Genomic DNA, 18987 nt, shown 5'->3' on the forward strand with positions numbered 1-18987 from the left:
GGTGTCTAGGTTATTAAGTTTTATCTAGGGTTAATGCAAGGTTTTATTGATAATTGCGTTGAAAAAAGAGGAATCTGTTTGTCTGACTATCTAAAAACAGTTATATCAGGATTAGTCTGGATACGACAAGTCGTATCCAGACTAGAATTTTTTGGCATTATTCAGGAGCGGTAAGTTGACAGTAAATGTCGTACCAATGTCAATCTCACTTTGGACAGATATCATGCCTTGATGTAAATCCACGGCTTTTTTGACGATCGCGAGTCCTAATCCTGTTCCGTTTATTGTACCTGTATTCTGGGCGCGATGGAAGGGTTCAAACAAATGCACTTGGTCATTGGCGGGAATGCCGATACCGCGATCGCGAATTAATAGTATAGCTTGATTCTCCTCACGATTCAGTTCAAAATCGACGGGTTCACCGTTGGGTGAGTATTTCAGGGCGTTGGTGAGTAAGTTACTCAGAATTTGCCGCAGCAGTTTGGGGTCAAAATTGCCGCAAATGTTATCATCGTTACACTTAAACTGAATCCGTTCTTGATTCGCGGCTTCTAGGTGCAAGTCCTCGACTAAAGTCTGACAGAATTCGCTTAAATTGACAACGGTGGGATTAAATTCTAGTTTTTCGGCGTCGGCTTTGCTATAGATTAAGATATCTTCCAATAACTGGGTCATATAATCGACCGATTGGCTAATTTTCTGGAAATGTACGGCTTTTCGTTCTGGACTCAAGCGATCGCTATACCGTTCTAGCATTTCACTAGAGGAGAGAATCGTGGTTAGCGGGGTGCGGAATTCGTGGGAGACGGTACTGAGAAACCGGGATTTGAGTTCGCTGAGTTCGTGTTGTTCGGCTAATTCCTGGCGCAAGGCTTCGGCTTGCTGGCGCTGACTGATATCGCTGATTAACCAGCGCAATCCGGTTAGATTACGATGATTATCGCGAATGGGAGAAACCGCGATCGCGGCGGGAAAGGGTTCTCTGTGGCGAGGCTGTAGCTGCACGTCCCATCCCATCGACTGGGAGGATGTTCTCACTTGTTGCAGTTGGTTGCGAAAGGCTTTGCGGTGAGATTCAGCGACAAAGACAGTTAGTGGTTTGCCAATAAGATAGGTTGGCGAGATGTTCAACATAATACTGGCGGCTGGATTGGCGGTATGAATTTCTCCCGTCAGATTCGTCACAAAGTAGGCTTCTGAGGTGCATTCAAATAACTCTCGGTAGTGCTGGAGTTCGCTGTCGCTGGCGTTATTTCTGGTGACTGACTCCTGCTGTTGCTGATCGAATTCCTCTAATGTGATCGAAAACTCCTCTAGAATCGTTGAGAGGATTTCGGGATTAACTGTCGCTTGATTGATCCGGTTCAAAAAGGATTCTAGGCGTTGTTGGGAGAGTTGAATCGGTTTGTTTAGGTTAATCATGGGGATTGGGTAAGGGCAGGTTTACACTTATCTTATCTTTCGTTCACGAAGGATGCTTCGCTTTTGTTGCATGGGTGAGGGGTTGAGCTTAAGTTGACACCAATGTCACCCCTCATCCATCTTCTTGATTCACTTCATCTACCAATATAATCGTGCCGTGTAATTGTTCTTCTATCCCTTTCAAGCCGTGGAACGTAACCTGACATTGAATGGATTGACCTCGGCGATTAATCGCATCCACCATGATTGTCTGATGATTGACCTCGCCCTGATAACAGTTACGGATTGGTTCGCGCAACTGTTCCACAGGTAAGCCTATATCTAAACTGAGGAGAGATTTGTCTTCTACCTCGTCACTGCGTAGTCCCCAAAGTTCCTCGGAATATTCATTCCAACGGATAATCTTAAATTCGCGGTCTACAATAATCACCCCCATTTGGAAACTTTCTAGAATTGAATTTAAAAAGGCATTGACTTGGTTGACTTGATCCGTCCGCAAGCGCAATTCATCATTCATCGTCCGCAATTCTTCATTGGTCGATTCGAGTTCTTCATTCATTGTCTCCAGTTCTTCGTTCGTGGATTGCAATTCTTCGTTCGTCGTTTCTAGTTCTTCGTTGGTGGATTGCAATTCTTCATTTGTCGTTTCTAGTTCCTCATTACTCGACTGGAGTTCCTCATTCGCCGTCTCCAGTTCTTGGGAGGATGTTTTATATTTATTGTATAACTGGTTGTAGCGAGTGACATCATGAAAAGAAATACTCACTCCCAACAACTGCTCACCATTGACATTTTCCTTTAAAGGAGTAATTTGCACATCCAAATACTGAGTTGTATTGGACTCCTCCCGCACCACATCGTTAATCGTAATCGACGTGCGATCGCGATAGACATCATCGATGATAGACCGCAGTTCTAGGGGACGGTAGGAAAGTTCCAAATCTCGAAACAGTTTGCCCAGATCTTGCCGTTTGATATCAAACATTGACCGGGCGATCATATTTGCCAACACTAAGTAACCATTGACATCAACAATAATTTGGGCAATGGGTGAGGTATTAAACGCTGCTTCTTGTAGCCGCACCCGCTCAGACAGACGCGCACTCGATTCTTTATCTCCAGCTTGGGCGAACATCAGCAGGCGATCGCTTAGTTTCGGTTTGGCTACTTTGGTAAAGAGGCGGTGCTGTAAATTCACAGGTCTAAACAAGTTGCTATTGGTTAGCAGCATCTCCGCTTTGCCCAAAAATAGAGTGCCATTCTCCTTTAGCGCAAAGTTAAACCGTGCCAAAATCCGTTTCTGAGTTTCCGCATTAAAATACATCAGTGTGTTGCGGCAAATCAGTAAATCCAGTCGGGAAATTGGCGCATCTTGAACCAAATCATTCCGACCAAAAATCACCACCCGGCGAATATCAGATCGGAATACATACTGATTGTTAACTTGTTCAAAATAGCACTGTCGCCATTCCTCAGACAGGTTTTCTAAGGCTTTGGAAGTATAGCGTGCCCAACGCGCTTGATCCAAAGCTTCTTCGTCTACATCCGTAGCATAAATTTTAACCCGTTGGCGAAATTGCTCCAACCCCATGATTTCTGCCAAAAGTATGGCGATAGAATAGGCTTCTTCCCCCGATGAACACCCCGCACTCCAGACACGGATTTGCTCTCGCTCATCCTTTTGCTGCAACAGTTGCGGCAGAATTTGATCGTGCAAATAGTTCCAGGCGTCGGTATCCCGGAAAAATGCGGTAACGTTGATTAAAATTGTATTGAACAGGGACTCAAATTCTTCCGGATGAACTTCCAGGTAGTCCAGATAATCACCAAAGTTATCGATATTGTGCGACTGCATTTGCCGGGTTACCCGCCGCTTGAGTGTAGAGCGTTTGTAGCCTGTAAAATCAAAGCCGCGTGTTTCTTTTAGGTACTCCAGTAAGGATTCAAAAATTCGATTTTCTTCTTGTTGTTGGTCATTACTTATTACTTATTACTTATTACTTATTATAAAAGCAACAGTTAAAGATAAAAAGTAAATAGCAAATTCCAGAAATATTCAAATAGTCTATCTTCTACCTTTTTTTACAAGTTGGATGAGTGTTTCAGCAATTTCGGGTAACGGTAAAATCAAATTGACGATCCCGGTGTCAATGGCAGAACGGGGCATACCAAAGTGTTCCGACGTTTCTTGATTTTGGCTAATCACCATACCGCCCATTTTCGCGATCGCCTGCACTCCTTTTGTGCCATCTTTCCCTGTCCCGGTTAAAATCACAGCTATTGCCCGATTTTGGTAACTATTTGCCAGCGACTCAAACAGTAAATCTGCTGAGGGACGGACAAAATTGACTATAGGTGACTGCGTTAAGGAAAGCGTACCATCAGAGTTGACCAAAACATGATAATCCGGTTGAGCAATATAGGCTTCTCCCGGATTCAGCTTGTCTCCATCCTCCGTCTGCTTAATCGGCAAAGAAATCCGTCGGCGGAGTATCTCTGCCATTAAAGAACGGTGACTGCGGTCAAGATGCTGTAAAATCAGAACGGCTGCTGGAAAGTCAGTCGGTAGATGGGATAAAACCTCAGATAGCGCCTTTAGTCCCCCAGCAGATGCGGCGATGGCGACGACATCAAAGGCGGTATTGGCAAAGGCTGGGGGGGGATTGCTGTGTTGATCGACCTGGGGTTGTGTCATAGGGTAGCACTGACATATAAGGTTAACGCTTTCAGTGTACCGATTTTGGCAATATCGGGGCGACGTCAGAGGTTATGGTGAATCCAGCACGTTAGTCAGGGTTTGGTGACCAAACCCCTACACAATGACACGAATGCACGTTGGCAAAGGGCGCACGTCAGTGCGCCCCTACGTGCGCCGACAATCGGGTTTAATTCACCTCCAACGTGAATCCGGGCAAAACATCCTCCCCCGACAACACTACAGGCATTCTGACCACTTCCACCTCTTGTCCCTGACGATAAATTTCCACCTGCCGATCCTTACGATTAATCAGCCAACCCAACCGCAATCCACTCGCCCAATACTCCAACATTTTGGTCTGAAGTGGCTTTAATCGATCTGTGCGAGACCGCAATTCGATCACGAAATCTGGGCAAATTGGCGGAAATCCCTCCCGTTCCTCCTGACTCAATCCTTGCCATCGGCTTAATTCTACCCAAGCCACATCTGGAGAGCGATCGCCTCCTCCAGGTAAACTAAATACAGTTTGAGAACTAAACACCACACCTAACTGAGTTTGTTGGTTCCAAATCCCCACCTGAATAATCAGATTTGCCTCACGTTTGCCCCCTTCACCCCCGATAGGTGTCACGATAATTAATTCTCCCGTTGATGAACGTTCTAGCGGTACATCCGGATTCGCCTGACACAGTTGAAAAAACTGTTCCCTTGTCAGGGTGGTAATTGGGTCTAAATTCAGTACCGTTGTCATATCCGTTATATAAGAGGCTGTTGATGACGTTGGAGTTGAGGCATGACCCAAGAGGGACGCGATCGCAGAAAATTCCGTCCTATATAACGGTGCAATTCTTCTCCACACTCCATGTATCATCAAATTGTTTTTTTGTCAAATATGCCCCTCTCGCCAGTGCCGAAATTGGGTCATTGGGGTATGGTTGTAGTCTTTTATTTTTTCGACGTCTGGCGAGGTGGAATGACGTGATTTTAGGATGTTGAAGCGTTTGGTGGAAAAATTGACAGGAAAAACCTAACTTACCTTAAAAAACAAAACTTCATAAAGTATACTACAGAGGAAAAACAACGTCAAATTAGGCATTGTCAGCGATGGCTGGGGTCAGCCGTATTTTGCCTTGTCTTTAGAAGATTAAAACTAAAATGTTAAAATGAAAAGTTTTGTTTAACATTTGATGGTTCCCTCCTTTTCTTAATTCCCCCCTTTCTTAATTCCCCCCTTTCAAAGGGGGGATGGGGGGATGGGGGGATGGAGATTAGAGGATGAGGGTGAAACGGTTACCCGTCTTGGTTTTCAGTTTAAGTTGCATGGATGCACGTTGGCAAAGGGCGCAAGTCTTTGCGCCCCTACATGCCTCCAACCTAGGGCGGGTTGCGATCGCATCCTTGTCCTGATTATTGGGGGTTGAAACTATTCCCTGTTCCCTGTTCCCTGTTCCCTGTTCCCTGTTCCCTATTCCCTACACGCCCCCTTCCTGTAACACTTCCGAGAAGGCAAAATCGGGTTCGGCTAACACAAATACCGTTGTCGGTAATCCTGTGGCTAAACCTTGCAAGCGTTCGTAATAACTGGTGTAATCATCCATCGGTTTTGCCATCCCCAAGAAAACTAAATCCGCACTTTGGGACGAACGGCGCAGGATTTCCGGGAAGGGGCGTCCCTTTGCCTCAATCACTTGCGATCGCGCCCCAATCCGTAGTTGTTTAGTCAGGTTTTCCACATTCGTCCGCGTGGCTTGGGCGGCGGCGTTATTGGCAACAACTAATTTAAGATTGATTTCGGCACTACGCCATTCCAGACTCGTCCGCAACAGATACGCCAAAATTAACATCAAGCCCCCATTTGCCTGTAATCCGCCCCACCAAACATCAATCCGTTTGCGGCGACCAAATCCCCGTTCCTCCACATCCCGTAAAATCACCACATTCCGACGGGCTTGATGCAAGTTAGCGATCATCTGACAGTAACTCCCCCGATGGGAGGCTTGTTCACTATCCCCTAACAGAATCGTATTGGGAACCAACGGACCAATCCCATACGCCTCAACTAACCGTTCCGCCCCAATAAACGGATCAGGGGCGGTAATTAACCGGGCTAACCCTTGCACCCCCCGCTTCTCCAAATACTCCCGAATCGTGGCTTCCATTTCCAACTGTTTAGCTGGATCACGAGACCCACTGGGAATTACACTGGCGACAGTAAATAAGCTGCGTTTGTGGGTTAAATTTGCGGCAAACTCCACCAAATGCCAGCGACGAGTCGGGGCGCCAGAGAAAACCAGAATATGAGGACGCCAGTTTTTCGTATCAGCCGTATAGTCGAGGCGATTAATTCCAGTACGGACCAACGCCATCCAGACACCCTGACGCACATCCCCCCAAGCACTTTGTAATTCCCGCCGTTCTAACCAAATATAAACACTCGATACAATCACCGCCGCCATAATTGTCGCCACGGCGTTGAGTAAGAACATCACCCCCAAACAGCCAACCGCCCCCAACAGGGAGAAAGACCAATGCACCCGGAAGGAAGGGCGAAACGAGGGAGAACGTAAAAAGCTTTCAATTCCCGCCGCCACGTTCAAGACTAAATAGGTGGTGAGGAAGAACATACTCAACACTGGGGCGATTAAATCCAGATCCCCCAACGCCACGGCGACTAACACCAAGCCCAATGTAATCACCGTCGCAATACGCGGTTCATCTTCCGATCCGTAACCCGTTCCCAGAAACTTCAGCCACCGAGGTAAAATCCCATCCCGCGCCAGCGCCTGCATGACCCGAGGCGCACCCAGAATACTACCAATCGCACTGGATAATGTCGCCCCCCAAACCCCCAATAACACCGAAGGACCCCAGAGGGAGATTTTCTCCATAATTAACGGGTTTTCGACTAAGGTAAGAGCATCCGCCCGCAGCGCTAAAATTATGGGTAATGCCATATAAACCACATAACCCGTCCCCACCGCCGCCAAGGTACCAATGGGAATCGAACGGGTGGGATTGCGTAAATCCCCGGACATATTCACCCCCGCCATAATCCCAGTCACGGCGGGAAAGAAGACAGCGAAGACAGTCCAGAAGGGTTCGGAGTTTTCCGGTTTCGCCCCCCACAATTCAATGTGAGTATTCGGGTCAACGGGGGAACCAAAAATCAAACAAATTAAAGACAGCGCGATCGCTGCCATAATAAAATACTGTGCCTTAATCGCAATTTGGGCAGAGGCGATCGCCAAAATTGCTACCAGAATCGTGGTAATGATTGCCGTCAGCCGTTGATTTAAGTCCGGAAACGTCAGCGTCAGACTCTCAGCAAAACCAATCGTATACAGCGCCACCGATATCGCCTGGGCAAAATACAGGGGAATCCCCACCGCGCCGCCCGTTTCAATTCCCAGAGAACGGCTAATCATATAATAAGCCCCCCCCGCCCGCACCACCCGATCTGTTGCGATCGCACAAATTGACAGCGAAGTCAGAAACGTAATCGCCGTAGACAGGGTGACAATAATCAGCGTGCCAAACAACCCCACATTCCCCACAACCCAGCCAAATCGCAGGTACATGATTACACCGAGAATCGTCAGCAGGGACGGTGTATAAACTCCCCCAAATGTACCTAAACCGGTCTCCGGTTCAGAGGGAGTGGGCGAAGATGAGGGTGATTGTTGACGGAAGGGGTTTTTCATGGTAAGCACCTAAGCCTGGTTCAATCCAACGAGAAAAGGGGAAATTGTTTCAGCCAAGACAGCCTGAGTTATCTATGTACTTCCCCGTAAACAAGCAAAAAAAATGAGATATAGCTTTTTAGCACCCTCACGAAACCGATGTCACACCCTAATTGGAACGATTGTCAGCAGCGGGCGATTGATTCGACTAAATACCCGTGTCCGCTACTGTAGCAAAAAAAATTCTCTTTACTCTCTATCTATCTAACGATTAGGGTATGTTGATCCTTAGCTGCGATCGAGGAAACCAGGTTTGTAGGGGCGGGTTTAGGGACTTTCGTCTCGCCATGAGATAATAACATCTGTGCAAAACCCGCCCCCTCACCCCCTCACCTAATCTACGGATAAAAACTCAACAACGGTAATCCCAGCTTTTCATCCCAGCCCATAATCAGATTCAAACATTGAATCGCTTGACCAGCTTGACCTTTAATCAAGTTATCGGTAACTGACATAACAATTACCCGGTCAGTACGTGGATCAACTTCAACGCTGATATAACACAAATTCGTCCCACACGCCCACTTGGTTTGCGGATACGTCCCACTAGGTAAGACGCGCACAAAGGGAGACGCACGATAAAATGCATTATAGATCGTCGCCAGATCTTCTCGCACTAATCCGGGGTCACGCAACGTTGCATAAACCGTCGCCAGCAGTCCGCGCACCATTGGCATTAAATGAGGCGTAAACTGAACCATCACCTCATGACCCGCCAAATCACTGCAAATCTGCTCAATTTCCGGCGTATGGCGATGACGCGCCACCCCATAAGCCGCCACCGAACTATCCGCTTCTGCGAGTAAAAGATTAGTTTTCGCCTTACGCCCCGCCCCCGATGTACCTGATTTAGCATCAATAATCGCCGTATCGGGTTGAATCAACCCTTGTTTGAGCAACGGTGCAAGTGCCAAAAGACTGGTGGTAACATAACAACCCGGACACCCCACCAACTTCGCCTCAGCGATGCGATCGCGATATAATTCCGGTAAGCCATAAACCGCTGAAGCCACAGTTTCCTGGTCATTACGTTCTCCCCCATACCAGGTTTTATAGGTTTCCAAATTCTTAAACCGATAATCCGCCGAAAGGTCAATCACCTTACAGCCTTTCGCCAACAACGGCGGCGCCATCTGATACGCCAAACCATTGGGTAACGACAGAAACACCACCTGACAACGGCTGGCGACTTGATCTAAATCAATTTCCTCTATGGTCAAATCCACACAATGACCCAAATGAGGATAGAGTTCCGAAAACGCTTTCCCCGCACTACTACTTCCCCCCAAATAAACCACCTCAACACCTGGGTGATCCATCAATAGGCGTATCAATTGCACGCCCCCATAGCCAGAAGCGCCAATAATTCCGACAGGCAATTGTCCTAAATCACCCATAATATTCCTTCCCTAACAGAGTTAACATCAAAAACAGATGAACATTTGCTGCATTTTAGCTTGAACCAGCGATGGGGGATATTAGGGAACAGGGAACAGGGAACAGGGAACAGGGAATAGGCTATAAAAATTTTTTTGTCTTCCATCTCCCCAACACCCAACACCCGACACCCAACACCCGACACCCGACACCCAACACCCAACACCCGACACCCCCTGAGTTAGCTACCATAAAATCAGACCATTCAACAGCCAAGAGATAGTAACTCAATGCCAATCCGATTATCCACGCCAGAGGTAACCGTTTCTGCTAATCCAGACACAGACACACCTCATTGCCATCCGCCCCATAAGGTTGAACGCCAGCGGATTGGTTCATTGCAGCCAAAAATGCTCAACACCGAAAAAGCCCAACGCATGGCAGAATTGTTCAGTTCCCTAGGGGACACAAATCGGCTGAGGATCATCTCCCTACTCGCGATCGCAGAACTGTGCGTATGTGACATCGCCGCCGCCCTGGATATGACTGAATCCGCCGTCTCCCATCAATTACGCACCCTACGAGCCATGCGATTAGTACGGTATCATAAACGCGGTCGCAAGGTCTATTATCATCTTCAAGATCAGCATGTTCTCGACTTATATCAATCCGTCGCCGAACATCTAGATGAACCTGTCTAACTATGAATCCTAAATTCCCCATTCCCCATTCCCCATTCCCTGTTCCCTAAACAATGATTACTTGGCAACAAAATAGTGACAATCCTGAAAATGGCGCAAATCTCACCAAAATCAGCAAATTTTGGACAGCGCTAAACAACCGTAAAATTGCATGGCGACAGCGACTAATTCCTCCCAGTGGAAATGCCCAGGAAAGCGACTGGGAATGGCAGCGATTTGACGACGAATTTAAACTGCAAAATCCCCAACTTCGCGGAATTACCCTCTACTGGCAAAAAGTGGACACCGATCAAGAACGCAGCACCACCCCCTGGAAACTTGAACTCGATCCGCAACGGCTACAGCTTTATATTTATCCTCAATCTCAGAAAAATTTAGTCATCCGGGTAGGGATTCCGGAAGTTATCTATCAGAAAATAGAAATTACTAATCCTCAATGGGAAAGTAACCCTCAAGGAGAAAATCATAGTATCACACTGCGCGACAAGCAGCAACAAATCGAAGTCAAGCTTACCCTAAGTCCCGAAAATATCGCCCAGCTTAAAGAAAATCTGCCTGGATAGACGATTGAATCGGGCGCAAGTCTTTGCGCCCCTATGGTTTCGGGTCTCCCATTCTAATTCATCAAATAAGGTGTGCCACACCATTACTTGCTACTTGCTTTTACTTCTTGCTCCCCTCTCCCCTGGTGGGAGAGGGGCTGGGGGTGAGGGGGTTTATTGACTTAACTTACAATAAACGAGACAGTAATTGGCAAAAAAGACAGATTGTAGAAGCAATTCTACAGCCAATTAATCGTCATCATCGTCATCATCATCGTCATCATCATCGTCATCATCATCGTCATCATCATCGTCATCATCGTCATCATCATCACCACCCCAATCATCCTCTTCCTCCATTTCTACTTCTTGTTCTTCATCCGATTCTTGCACCTCATTTTCGATTTCTTCAAACTCAACCGCCGCCACATAGGGAGAAGAAATCGCCACCGTTTCCCCGGTACTCACCAAAGCTTGATACAAAAATGCCGCCACTTCTGCCCGGGTTGCAATCTGATTAGGATTCAATAATTCGACATTAGGATAATTGACCACAATCCCTCGCTGCGTCGCCGCAGCAACTAACGGACGAACATTAACCGGAATCGTTGATGCATCCTGATAAAACTGCAAAATGTTCGTCGCTGATCCATTCACCGAATAATTTAACCCCTGAGTTAATGCCAATAATACTTCCAATCGCGATAACTTTTGCTTGGGGTTAAAATTATTAGCAGAATTAACCGTTAAAAACCCCGTTTCACAAGCTTCTTCAATGGCATTGTATGCCCAGTGACGGGTAGAAACATCCCGGATACTAACATTACGGATTTTCGTCTTCTCAAACGCCTTACGAATCATCGCCGCAAACTGGGCGCGAGTCACAGGTTCATTGGGACGAAATGTGCCATCAGGAAATCCACTGAGAATATCTAAGCGTACTAATTCAGCAATAAAGTCCTGCGCCCAATAATTACTGGTAATATCCGTGAAACTCGTTTGTACAGTTCGGCGGATTTGGGAACCACTAGCGGCGACTTGTTGCTGTTGAGTTGTCTCCCCACTCATCTGAGTGGTTGAGTTGCTTTGGCGTTGACTAGCGCGACGGTCAACAGTTCCCTGTGTCGTTTGACGGCTGGTACTCCCGGAAGTAATTTCCGTAGTTTCACGGTTGCGGGTGCGGATGCGTTGTTCTTCAATCAGCGTCGCGGTATACCGGGCGGTCATTTTCTGGCTTAAAGTTTCATCCAGGGTGACAACTGAACCCATCTCATCCGTCCGATACGCCCACAGTTTATCCTCACTCCCGACAATCACCAACCAGCCAGGAACTAGCGCCTGGGTACAAATCTGATCACCACCTAATCCCAAACAACCATCAGACCAGGTTTGGCGGGCGACGTTGAGGATTTTTAGCTGGGATGTATCTAAATTATGGCGACGGCTGATATCATCAAAGACAGCCTCTGCGATCGCCTCAGGTAAAGATTCAGCGGTATCCGCTTCTACTGAGGGATTTTGGGCAAGTTCCATCCCCTGAATCACCTCTAGGGGAGATGTGGGGATAGGATTCGCAACAGAAGGAGTAGCGGTGGCGATCGCGAATCCAGCAAACGCGATCATTATCCTACTACTTGAGGCAAATAATGGTTGACTCATAACACGCATACCAAACACAAACAAAAGGAATCCAAAGACAGAACTGATGGGGAAACTGTTCCCATTTATTCAAACGTGGCGATTCTCAATAAACAGGAATCTGGGCAAAAATTTTCCAGAATCTGTCTCAATCCCGGTATCATAGAACAAAACGCTTAAACAAACTTCATAAAGCACCGTGATTACCCAACCGCGAATCCAGAACAACCCCTTAGAAAAGCACGTTTGGACTTGGCAAGGTCACTCAATTCAATACACCGTCCAGGGAACAGGTCAACCCTTGGTATTAATTCACGGCTTTGGTGCATCCATTGGACATTGGCGAAAAAATATCCCGGTGCTAGCGGATGCAGGATATCGGGTGTTTGCGATTGATCTGTTAGGATTTGGTGGATCAGATAAACCCGCCTTAGACTACAGCTTAGACGTATGGCAGGAACAGATCAAAGACTTCTGGGCTGCCCATATTAACGAACCAACGGTATTTATTGGCAACTCAATTGGGGCGCTATTGAGTTTAATGGTCGTTACCCAAGACCCAGATATCGCCATGGGTGGTGTTTTAATTAACTGTGCAGGGGGATTAAACCACCGTCCCGATGAGTTAAATTTACCCTTACGGCTGGTGATGGGAACCTTCACCAAATTGGTCAGTTCTAAAACCGTCGGTCCATTTTTATTTAACCGCATTCGCCAAAAAAACCGGATTCGCAACACCCTGCGTCAGGTTTACTGTGACCCCCAAGCGATTACAGAAGAATTAGTTGATTTACTCTACCAACCCTCCTGTGATCCGGGTGCCCAACAAGTCTTTGCGTCAGTCTTGACGGGTCCAGCCGGTCCTGCGCCTGGGGAATTATTACCCAAATTACACCGTCCTCTATTAGTGCTTTGGGGAGAAAATGACCCTTGGACACCCATTAATGGGGCGGCGATTTACCAGCAACAGCGCCAAATGGAGAAAGATGTGGCGTTTTTTGCCATCCCCCAAGCGGGTCATTGTCCTCACGATGAGAAACCAGACATGGTTAATTCTCTAATTCTCGATTGGCTGAGTCATAAGACATAAGACGAATGACGAATGACGAATGACGAATGACGAATGACAAATAACTTATGAATCCAATTCTTGCGGGTTTTATCGCCAGTTTACTGGCGGGACTCGCAACCTTTGTCGGTGCGTTACCCGTATTTTTACCCATCCGCTTAACCCACCGATTACAAGCGATCGCGTTAGGATTCGGGGGTGGGGTAATGCTAGCCGCGACCTCGTTTTCATTAATTGTACCGGGTAAAGATGCGGCGATTTCTCAAGGCGCTTCCCAAATAGTTGCGGCGTTAATTATGGGTGTGGGTGTGCTTTTGGGAACGGCGTTTTTAGGGTTAAGTAATAAGTATCTACCCCACGAACATTTTCATAAGGGTTCAGAAGGGGTAAATTCTCAACATCTCAGACGCATTTGGTTATTTATTATCGCGATTACAATTCATAACTTTCCCGAAGGCTTGGCGGTTGGGGTTAACTTTGGTGCAGGAAATCCGGCGCAGGGAATTCCTTTGGCGATCGGAATTGGATTGCAGAATATTCCAGAGGGTTTGGTTGTAGCGGTTTCGTTGTTAGCTGAAGGCTACTCAAGCTTTTATGCTGTGGGGGTTTCGTTGTTGACAGGGTTAGTCGAACCCGTGGGGGGTTTACTCGGTGCAGGTGTGGTGGCGATCGCACAACCACTTTTACCCTGGGGAATGGCATTTGCAGCGGGCGCAATGCTATTTGTGATTAGCGATGAAATTATCCCCGAATCCCATCATCAAGGTCGCGAACACGAAGCCACAATTGGGATTATGGTAGGATTCGTGATCATGATGCTTCTCGATATTGGCTTAGGTTGAACCGATACCTCGACAAAACTAAGCATATACCACGATCTATTACTTTTGTCTAGCTCCATCTATATTTACTTTATAAATAAACCTCCATCGGTGAATCCACGCGGACTTTTCGGGAATTTCACCCAAAAATTTCCGTAGTTCTCAGGATGTTTTTTGGGCTGAGATCTCCCAAAATTGAATTGGGTGAATTCTGTGAGGGACTACCCTCAGCAAGCCAGGTCAATGATTAGATTGTCTGGCGACTTCGATTGTCAGTTGGTTGCATCTAACAAAAACACATGAATCTTGAAGACATTGCTCGGTATTACATTGATACCCCAGCGTATGATCTCTCGCCTTCCGTCGTGAAAGGCTTCCGTCAGTTTATCGTGGATATAGCACAGGTAGAACTCCAGGGTATGGAGTTTCAGTATGTTGATTTTTTCCCTTACATGAAAGGAACAGAACTGAGCTTAGAGCATATCTATAGGGATTACGACCACGGTAAACTAATGATTACCACTCAGTTCAACAACTCTGATCTTTTGGGTTCAGACATTAACCTGATTTTCCGCTGTATTCACGAAGTCCATCACATCAAACTGAATGTTGGTTTTGATTTAGAAGGGGAATTTGCGACAGCGGTTCATCTGATCGAAATGACCGATAATCTTTTATTTAAACAGATTCTCTTCAGTGAAAGCTTAGGACAAATTGCCGTGCGCTTATGCCAAGGGAAGTTTCCCGACGACCAAAAAGTTGTCCTCTTTGAGCCTGAGGTGTTGCACTGTTTGAAAAAAGAGTGGAAATCTTTATTGAACTGAATTTCCCAACCAGGAGATAGGTGAGATAAAGGAAATGGGGAGTTAAGCCAATTTACTCAGGCAACTCTCCAAAGCGTTCCCGATAAGTAGGTTGGTGGAAATAAACCGAACTATGTTAAGTTCTGTGAATGTTCCTCAAACCCTTACATAAACGAATGACTTAGCTTGCTTCTCGCGAAAGCGAGTTCCCCACCGTTAACTTTAATTGTCCCCACCTACTTACTAGTCACTGTAGTGGCGTGACACACCTTATTGGATGAATTAACCATTAGCCCGGAAACCGTAGGGGCGCAAAGACTTGCGCCCGATTCAATGGTCACATCTAATCCACAATTTTAGCTGTGCCGAGTCAGTAGAGCGGGTGATGGGACTCGAACCCACGACATCCAGCTTGGGAAGCTGACGTTCTACCACTGAACTACACCCGCGAGTAGCTCTCAACGATAATCTTTAGGCTATTATATCAATAGATTTGCCTCATGTTCTACCTGACTCTGGAGTTAAAGACTTAACCTTGATTGAGTTAGGAAGGGTAAAACCCCTGAAACTCTTACACATAAAGGGGTTGCGAGTTCGGTAACAGTTAGCTATGACCAAAAACACGCCGAGGTTGTGAATCTTTAGCTTCCAATCAACTTAAATTTATCGCATCCTGTAAAGTATAGAGTTATAACTGTTCGATTGATCCTCAAACCATTGCACTCCGCAGGGATTACCCAGGATGTTTAACGCAACAGAAATTCTCATAAACTCATTTGTCCAAAGACTCCGGGACGGCTACCACCGAACTTACGGGGGGCTGAAAACCGACTTTGAGGACATTATTGCTTGGGCAGGCAGTATGGCAATGGAAAATATTGCCAACAGCGATGCCCTCTATCATAATGTCGAGCATTCTATCCTCGTCACCTTAGTCGGTCAGGAGATTCTCCGAGGCAAGCATATCCGTGAAGGTGGCGTCACCCCAGAAGATTGGTTGCACTTTATCATTTCTCTGGTTTGCCACGACATTGGCTATGTCAAAGGCGTCTGTCGTCAGGATCGCGAAACTGAACGACTTTATGCGACGGGCAAAAATGGTGAGATGGTGCATCTGCCTCCTGGCGCTACTGATGCCTCCCTAACACCTCATCATGTTGATCGGGCGAAACTGTTTATCGATGAGCGATTTGGCGGTCACAAACTGATTGACGCAGAACTGATTAAGCTCAATATTGAACTGACTCGTTTCCCGGTTCCCAAAGAAGGGGATCATCGAGATACCCTGAATTATCCCGGTTTGATTCGTGCCTCTGACTTAATTGGTCAGCTTTCTGATCCGCGCTATCTCAAGAAAATTAGCTCTCTATTCTACGAATTTGAAGAAACGGGTGTCAATCAAGCCTTAGGCTATGAGCATCCTGGTGACCTTCGTGCGGGTTATTCCAGGTTTTACTGGAATGGAGTGTTTCCCTTTATCCAGGAAGCCCTGCGTTACCTGTCCCTCACCCAAGAGGGTAAGCAAATCACCGCCAACCTCTACTCCAATGTGTTTGTTGTCGAACACGAAAAAAACGAAGAACAACACCGACAACTCGCCCAACAGCTTAATTCTTAACCTGTAATCCATGAACTGGTGGCAAAAACTGAAAAAGAACCCCTTGGCTCGGTTTGGCGCGATCGTGCTATTGATTTTTTACCTTGCCGTAATTGCGGCTGATTTTGTCGCGCCTTATGACCCGTATGTCTCCCAACCCAATGGTTCCCTGTTGCCACCCACCCAAGTTTACTGGCGCACTCCCGAAGGCAGGTTTATTGGTCCCCATGTCTACCCAACCACCCAAGGACCAACGGATTTAGAGACGGGGGAACGAGAACTGATGGTGGATTGGCAAAGTCCGTCCCCCATCCGTTTATTTGTTCAAGGTTCGGGATACCAGTTTCTGCAACTGCGTTTCCCCTTACCCCCCAACTTTGAAGAGGTGGAGATATTTGGCGGAATTCCGATGAACTTGCACTTGTTCGGTACGATTGGTGAGGGCAAACTGAATCTGTTGGGAACCGATGAGCAAGGTCGGGATCAATTCAGTCGTCTGGTGTATGGAGGGCGAATTAGTCTAAGTATCGGGTTAGTGGGGATTGCCATTTCTTTTCCTCTGGGTTTAATTATCGGCGGAATTTCTGGCTATTTCGGGGGGTGGATTGATGCCATGTTGATGCGCCTCGTGGAAGTGATGATGACGATTCCCACTCTATACCTACTCGTGGCATTGGCGTCAGTGTTACCACCGGGACTAACCAGCGCCCAACGATTTTTACTAATTGTTTTAATTACCTCGTTTATTGGCTGGTCTGGATTAGCCCGGGTGATTCGCGGACAGGTGTTGTCGATTAAAGAACGAGAATTTGTCCAAGCATCCCAGGCGATGGGGGCGAAACCGCTGTACATTATTGTCCGCCATGTGTTGCCCCAAACGGCAACCTATGTAATTATCTCAGCCACTCTCGCCGTCCCCAGTTTTATTGTGGCGGAATCGGTGCTGAGTTTAATCGGTCTGGGCATTCAGCAACCTGACCCCTCCTGGGGAAATTTGTTGTCCTTGGCAACGAATGCTTCGATTTTGGTGCTACAACCCTGGTTAATTTGGCCCCCCGCCGTGCTGATTATCTTGACCGTGTTAGCCTTTAACTTGCTGGGGGATGGTCTACGGGATGCCCTTGATCCTCGGAGTTTGCAGCGCTAGGAGGAGGAGTTCCATTGGATTGCGCTGGTGGCAAGGTTCGGCGTAGGGCAGTCTTTTGGGCAAAGTCTTTGCCTTCAGACAGTAGATAATCGAGAAAGGTACGAGCGACAATGGAGAGTTGTTTGCCATTTGGGTAAACCGCATACCAGTATCGTTCAATCGGGAATTCTTCCACATCTAAAATAGTCAGTTGATGGCAGATGCCTTCTAGGGCTAAGGTATGACGGGATAAAACCGAAATGCCTAACCCTCCCGCGATCGCTTGTTTAATGGCTTCATTGCTGCCTAAGTCAAGCTGCACTTTTAAGTCAATATCACGGGAATCAAAGAGTTCTTGCACTGCCTTGCGCGTTCCTGATCCAGGTTCTCTCATAATAAAAGGTTCCTCTGCCAAACGCTCTAGAGGAATATTGGTTTCATTCACCAACGGATGATCCGATGGCGCGATGACAACCAGGGGATTGTCAAGAATGGCTTCGTAGGTAATATCCAGATCCGGAAGTTGACTCATGACATACAAGTCATCGGCATTGTCATTCAGACGATTCAAGATAAATTCATGATTGGTCACCTGAAGCGACACATCGATTCCTGGATAACGCCGACAAAATGGACCGAGTAACCGAGGAATAAAATATTTGGCGGTTGTGATCACCGAAACCCGCAAGCGTCCCTGTTTCAGACCTTGCAGGTCAGCAACAGTCATCTCAAACTGGTCTAAATTCTCAAATATGGCACGGCAGGTCTTGACGAGTTCCTCTCCGGCTTGGGTAAGATAAAGACGTTTGCCTACTTGATCAAATAAGGGAACACCAACCGCTCGGGTAAGCTGTTTCACTTGCATTGACACCGTGGGTTGGGTGAGAAATAGTTCTTCGGCTGCACGAGTAAAACTATTATGTCGAGCAACGGCTTCAAAGACTTTGAGCTGATGCAGCGTGGCTTGCTTCAACGATACTCCTCCTTGATAGGAATAATTTATAGATTATAGTCTATGATTTCTATTAGAACAATGTATTTTTTCTATGGTAACTCTGAGTTAAGATTTCAGATAACACCAAACAAGTGACAGTCTTCCTTCCAGCCTGCGTTGCCCCCTAACCAATTTGTATGTTCCGGAATAAGCGGTTTGGTTTTAGCCTGTACCTACAGGAAAGCTTAATCTGGTCATTGCTGGAATTGGGTGCAACGCCTTTTTTGTTAAAGGCAGGAGGTAGGAGGCAGGAGGATTATTATAGCAATAGACACATCGATTAGGACGTTCGGCACCATTGTAGAGACGTTGCATGCAACGTCTCTACATAAATGATGTGTCCTAACAGCCATGGCGGTTGCTATACATGAATTTACACAATTTTTTTGAGCATTTAAGTTTGTCTTCCCCAGCTTCCCCAGCTTCCCCAGCTTCCCCAGCTCTGCTAATCGGCAATGT

17 protein-coding genes and 1 tRNA gene are annotated in these 18987 nt (G+C 46.8%); 8 read left to right on the forward strand and 10 right to left on the reverse strand.

Annotated features, from left to right (window positions below; genetic code table 11):
• Positions 1 to 141 precede the first annotated feature (141 nt).
• From RID53_RS11430 to RID53_RS11445, 4 genes are all read right to left on the reverse strand, one after another.
• The gene (locus tag RID53_RS11430; protein WP_446388219.1) at positions 142 to 1422 is read right to left on the reverse strand and encodes a PAS domain-containing sensor histidine kinase; all 1281 of its coding nucleotides are present in this window, start codon (positions 1420 to 1422) and stop codon (positions 142 to 144) included.
• Between the two features lie 112 nt (positions 1423 to 1534).
• Complete coding sequence (locus RID53_RS11435; RefSeq protein WP_446388248.1) at positions 1535 to 3406, reverse strand: CheR family methyltransferase; 1872 nt, start codon at positions 3404 to 3406, stop codon at positions 1535 to 1537.
• An 81-nt stretch (positions 3407 to 3487) separates the two neighbouring features.
• Complete coding sequence (locus tag RID53_RS11440) at positions 3488 to 4117, reverse strand: chemotaxis protein CheB (protein ID WP_446388220.1); 630 nt, start codon at positions 4115 to 4117, stop codon at positions 3488 to 3490.
• 190 nt (positions 4118 to 4307) lie between these two features.
• Positions 4308 to 4871 (reverse strand): Uma2 family endonuclease, encoded by a 564-nt coding sequence (locus RID53_RS11445; RefSeq protein ID WP_446388249.1) that lies wholly within the window; start codon positions 4869 to 4871, stop codon positions 4308 to 4310.
• 530 nt (positions 4872 to 5401) lie between these two features.
• Between RID53_RS11445 and RID53_RS11450 the strand changes: the two genes are divergently transcribed.
• Complete coding sequence (locus RID53_RS11450) at positions 5402 to 5527, forward strand: hypothetical protein (RefSeq protein WP_446388221.1); 126 nt, start codon at positions 5402 to 5404, stop codon at positions 5525 to 5527.
• A gap of 65 nt (positions 5528 to 5592) precedes the next feature.
• On the opposite strand, the gene RID53_RS11455 is transcribed toward RID53_RS11450, so the two are convergent.
• Together RID53_RS11455 and argC are read right to left on the reverse strand one after the other, a co-directional pair.
• Complete coding sequence (locus RID53_RS11455; protein ID WP_446388222.1) at positions 5593 to 7821, reverse strand: Na-K-Cl cotransporter; 2229 nt, start codon at positions 7819 to 7821, stop codon at positions 5593 to 5595.
• A gap of 377 nt (positions 7822 to 8198) precedes the next feature.
• The gene (argC, locus tag RID53_RS11460) at positions 8199 to 9257 is read right to left on the reverse strand and encodes an N-acetyl-gamma-glutamyl-phosphate reductase (RefSeq protein WP_446388223.1); all 1059 of its coding nucleotides are present in this window, start codon (positions 9255 to 9257) and stop codon (positions 8199 to 8201) included.
• 270 nt (positions 9258 to 9527) lie between these two features.
• On the opposite strand from argC, the gene RID53_RS11465 reads away from it, so the two are divergent.
• On the forward strand, positions 9528 to 9938 hold the full coding sequence (locus tag RID53_RS11465) for an ArsR/SmtB family transcription factor (protein WP_446388224.1): 411 nt from the start codon (positions 9528 to 9530) through the stop codon (positions 9936 to 9938).
• A gap of 53 nt (positions 9939 to 9991) precedes the next feature.
• A complete protein-coding gene (locus tag RID53_RS11470; protein WP_446388225.1) occupies positions 9992 to 10501 on the forward strand; it encodes a hypothetical protein in 510 nt (169 codons plus the stop codon).
• A 228-nt stretch (positions 10502 to 10729) separates the two neighbouring features.
• On the opposite strand, the gene RID53_RS11475 is transcribed toward RID53_RS11470, so the two are convergent.
• On the reverse strand, positions 10730 to 12139 hold the full coding sequence (locus tag RID53_RS11475; protein ID WP_446388226.1) for an S-layer homology domain-containing protein: 1410 nt from the start codon (positions 12137 to 12139) through the stop codon (positions 10730 to 10732).
• Positions 12140 to 12317: 178 nt separating this feature from the next.
• Between RID53_RS11475 and RID53_RS11480 the strand changes: the two genes are divergently transcribed.
• From RID53_RS11480 to RID53_RS11490, 3 genes are all read left to right on the forward strand, one after another.
• Positions 12318 to 13208, forward strand: coding sequence for an alpha/beta fold hydrolase (locus tag RID53_RS11480; protein WP_446388227.1), 891 nt, complete (start codon positions 12318 to 12320; stop codon positions 13206 to 13208).
• 47 nt (positions 13209 to 13255) lie between these two features.
• On the forward strand, positions 13256 to 14029 hold the full coding sequence (locus RID53_RS11485) for a ZIP family metal transporter (RefSeq protein WP_446388228.1): 774 nt from the start codon (positions 13256 to 13258) through the stop codon (positions 14027 to 14029).
• Between the two features lie 278 nt (positions 14030 to 14307).
• Positions 14308 to 14832: a hypothetical protein gene (locus RID53_RS11490; RefSeq protein WP_446388229.1), complete on the forward strand. Its 525-nt coding sequence runs from the start codon at positions 14308 to 14310 to the stop codon at positions 14830 to 14832.
• A gap of 356 nt (positions 14833 to 15188) precedes the next feature.
• Here the strand turns inward: RID53_RS11490 and RID53_RS11495 are convergent.
• Positions 15189 to 15260, reverse strand: a tRNA-Gly gene (locus RID53_RS11495).
• Positions 15261 to 15553: 293 nt separating this feature from the next.
• Here RID53_RS11495 and RID53_RS11500 point away from each other — a divergent pair.
• Together RID53_RS11500 and RID53_RS11505 are read left to right on the forward strand one after the other, a co-directional pair.
• Positions 15554 to 16429 carry an Npun_R2479 family HD domain-containing metalloprotein gene (locus RID53_RS11500; protein WP_446388230.1) on the forward strand — a complete coding sequence of 292 codons (876 nt, stop codon included), beginning with the start codon at positions 15554 to 15556 and terminating at the stop codon, positions 16427 to 16429.
• 10 nt (positions 16430 to 16439) lie between these two features.
• Positions 16440 to 17555, forward strand: a complete 1116-nt coding sequence (locus RID53_RS11505) for an ABC transporter permease (RefSeq protein WP_446388231.1) — start codon at positions 16440 to 16442, stop codon at positions 17553 to 17555.
• Here RID53_RS11505 and RID53_RS11510 read toward each other — a convergent pair.
• A complete protein-coding gene (locus RID53_RS11510; protein WP_446388232.1) occupies positions 17497 to 18507 on the reverse strand; it encodes a LysR substrate-binding domain-containing protein in 1011 nt (336 codons plus the stop codon). The genes RID53_RS11505 and RID53_RS11510 overlap by 59 nt on opposite strands.
• Positions 18508 to 18690: 183 nt before the next feature.
• On the reverse strand, positions 18691 to 18843 hold the full coding sequence (locus RID53_RS11515; protein WP_446388233.1) for a hypothetical protein: 153 nt from the start codon (positions 18841 to 18843) through the stop codon (positions 18691 to 18693).
• Positions 18844 to 18987: the final 144 nt, after the last annotated feature.

This window comes from Coleofasciculus sp. B1-GNL1-01 (genome assembly GCF_040220235.1).
GTDB lineage: Bacteria > Cyanobacteriota > Cyanobacteriia > Cyanobacteriales > Coleofasciculaceae > Coleofasciculus.

Coding starts and splice junctions, on each gene's coding strand:
- RID53_RS11430 (WP_446388219.1), bottom strand. CDS start 1,422: ATGATTAACCTAAACAAACCGATTCAACTCTCCCAACAACGCCTAGAA.
- RID53_RS11455 (WP_446388222.1), bottom strand. CDS start 7,821: ATGAAAAACCCCTTCCGTCAACAATCACCCTCATCTTCGCCCACTCCC.
- RID53_RS11515 (WP_446388233.1), bottom strand. CDS start 18,843: ATGCAACGTCTCTACAATGGTGCCGAACGTCCTAATCGATGTGTCTAT.
- RID53_RS11465 (WP_446388224.1), top strand. CDS start 9,528: ATGCCAATCCGATTATCCACGCCAGAGGTAACCGTTTCTGCTAATCCA.
- RID53_RS11490 (WP_446388229.1), top strand. CDS start 14,308: ATGAATCTTGAAGACATTGCTCGGTATTACATTGATACCCCAGCGTAT.
- RID53_RS11505 (WP_446388231.1), top strand. CDS start 16,440: ATGAACTGGTGGCAAAAACTGAAAAAGAACCCCTTGGCTCGGTTTGGC.
- RID53_RS11475 (WP_446388226.1), bottom strand. CDS start 12,139: ATGAGTCAACCATTATTTGCCTCAAGTAGTAGGATAATGATCGCGTTT.
- RID53_RS11445 (WP_446388249.1), bottom strand. CDS start 4,871: ATGACAACGGTACTGAATTTAGACCCAATTACCACCCTGACAAGGGAA.
- RID53_RS11440 (WP_446388220.1), bottom strand. CDS start 4,117: ATGACACAACCCCAGGTCGATCAACACAGCAATCCCCCCCCAGCCTTT.
- RID53_RS11470 (WP_446388225.1), top strand. CDS start 9,992: ATGATTACTTGGCAACAAAATAGTGACAATCCTGAAAATGGCGCAAAT.
- RID53_RS11485 (WP_446388228.1), top strand. CDS start 13,256: ATGAATCCAATTCTTGCGGGTTTTATCGCCAGTTTACTGGCGGGACTC.
- argC (WP_446388223.1), bottom strand. CDS start 9,257: ATGGGTGATTTAGGACAATTGCCTGTCGGAATTATTGGCGCTTCTGGC.
- RID53_RS11500 (WP_446388230.1), top strand. CDS start 15,554: ATGTTTAACGCAACAGAAATTCTCATAAACTCATTTGTCCAAAGACTC.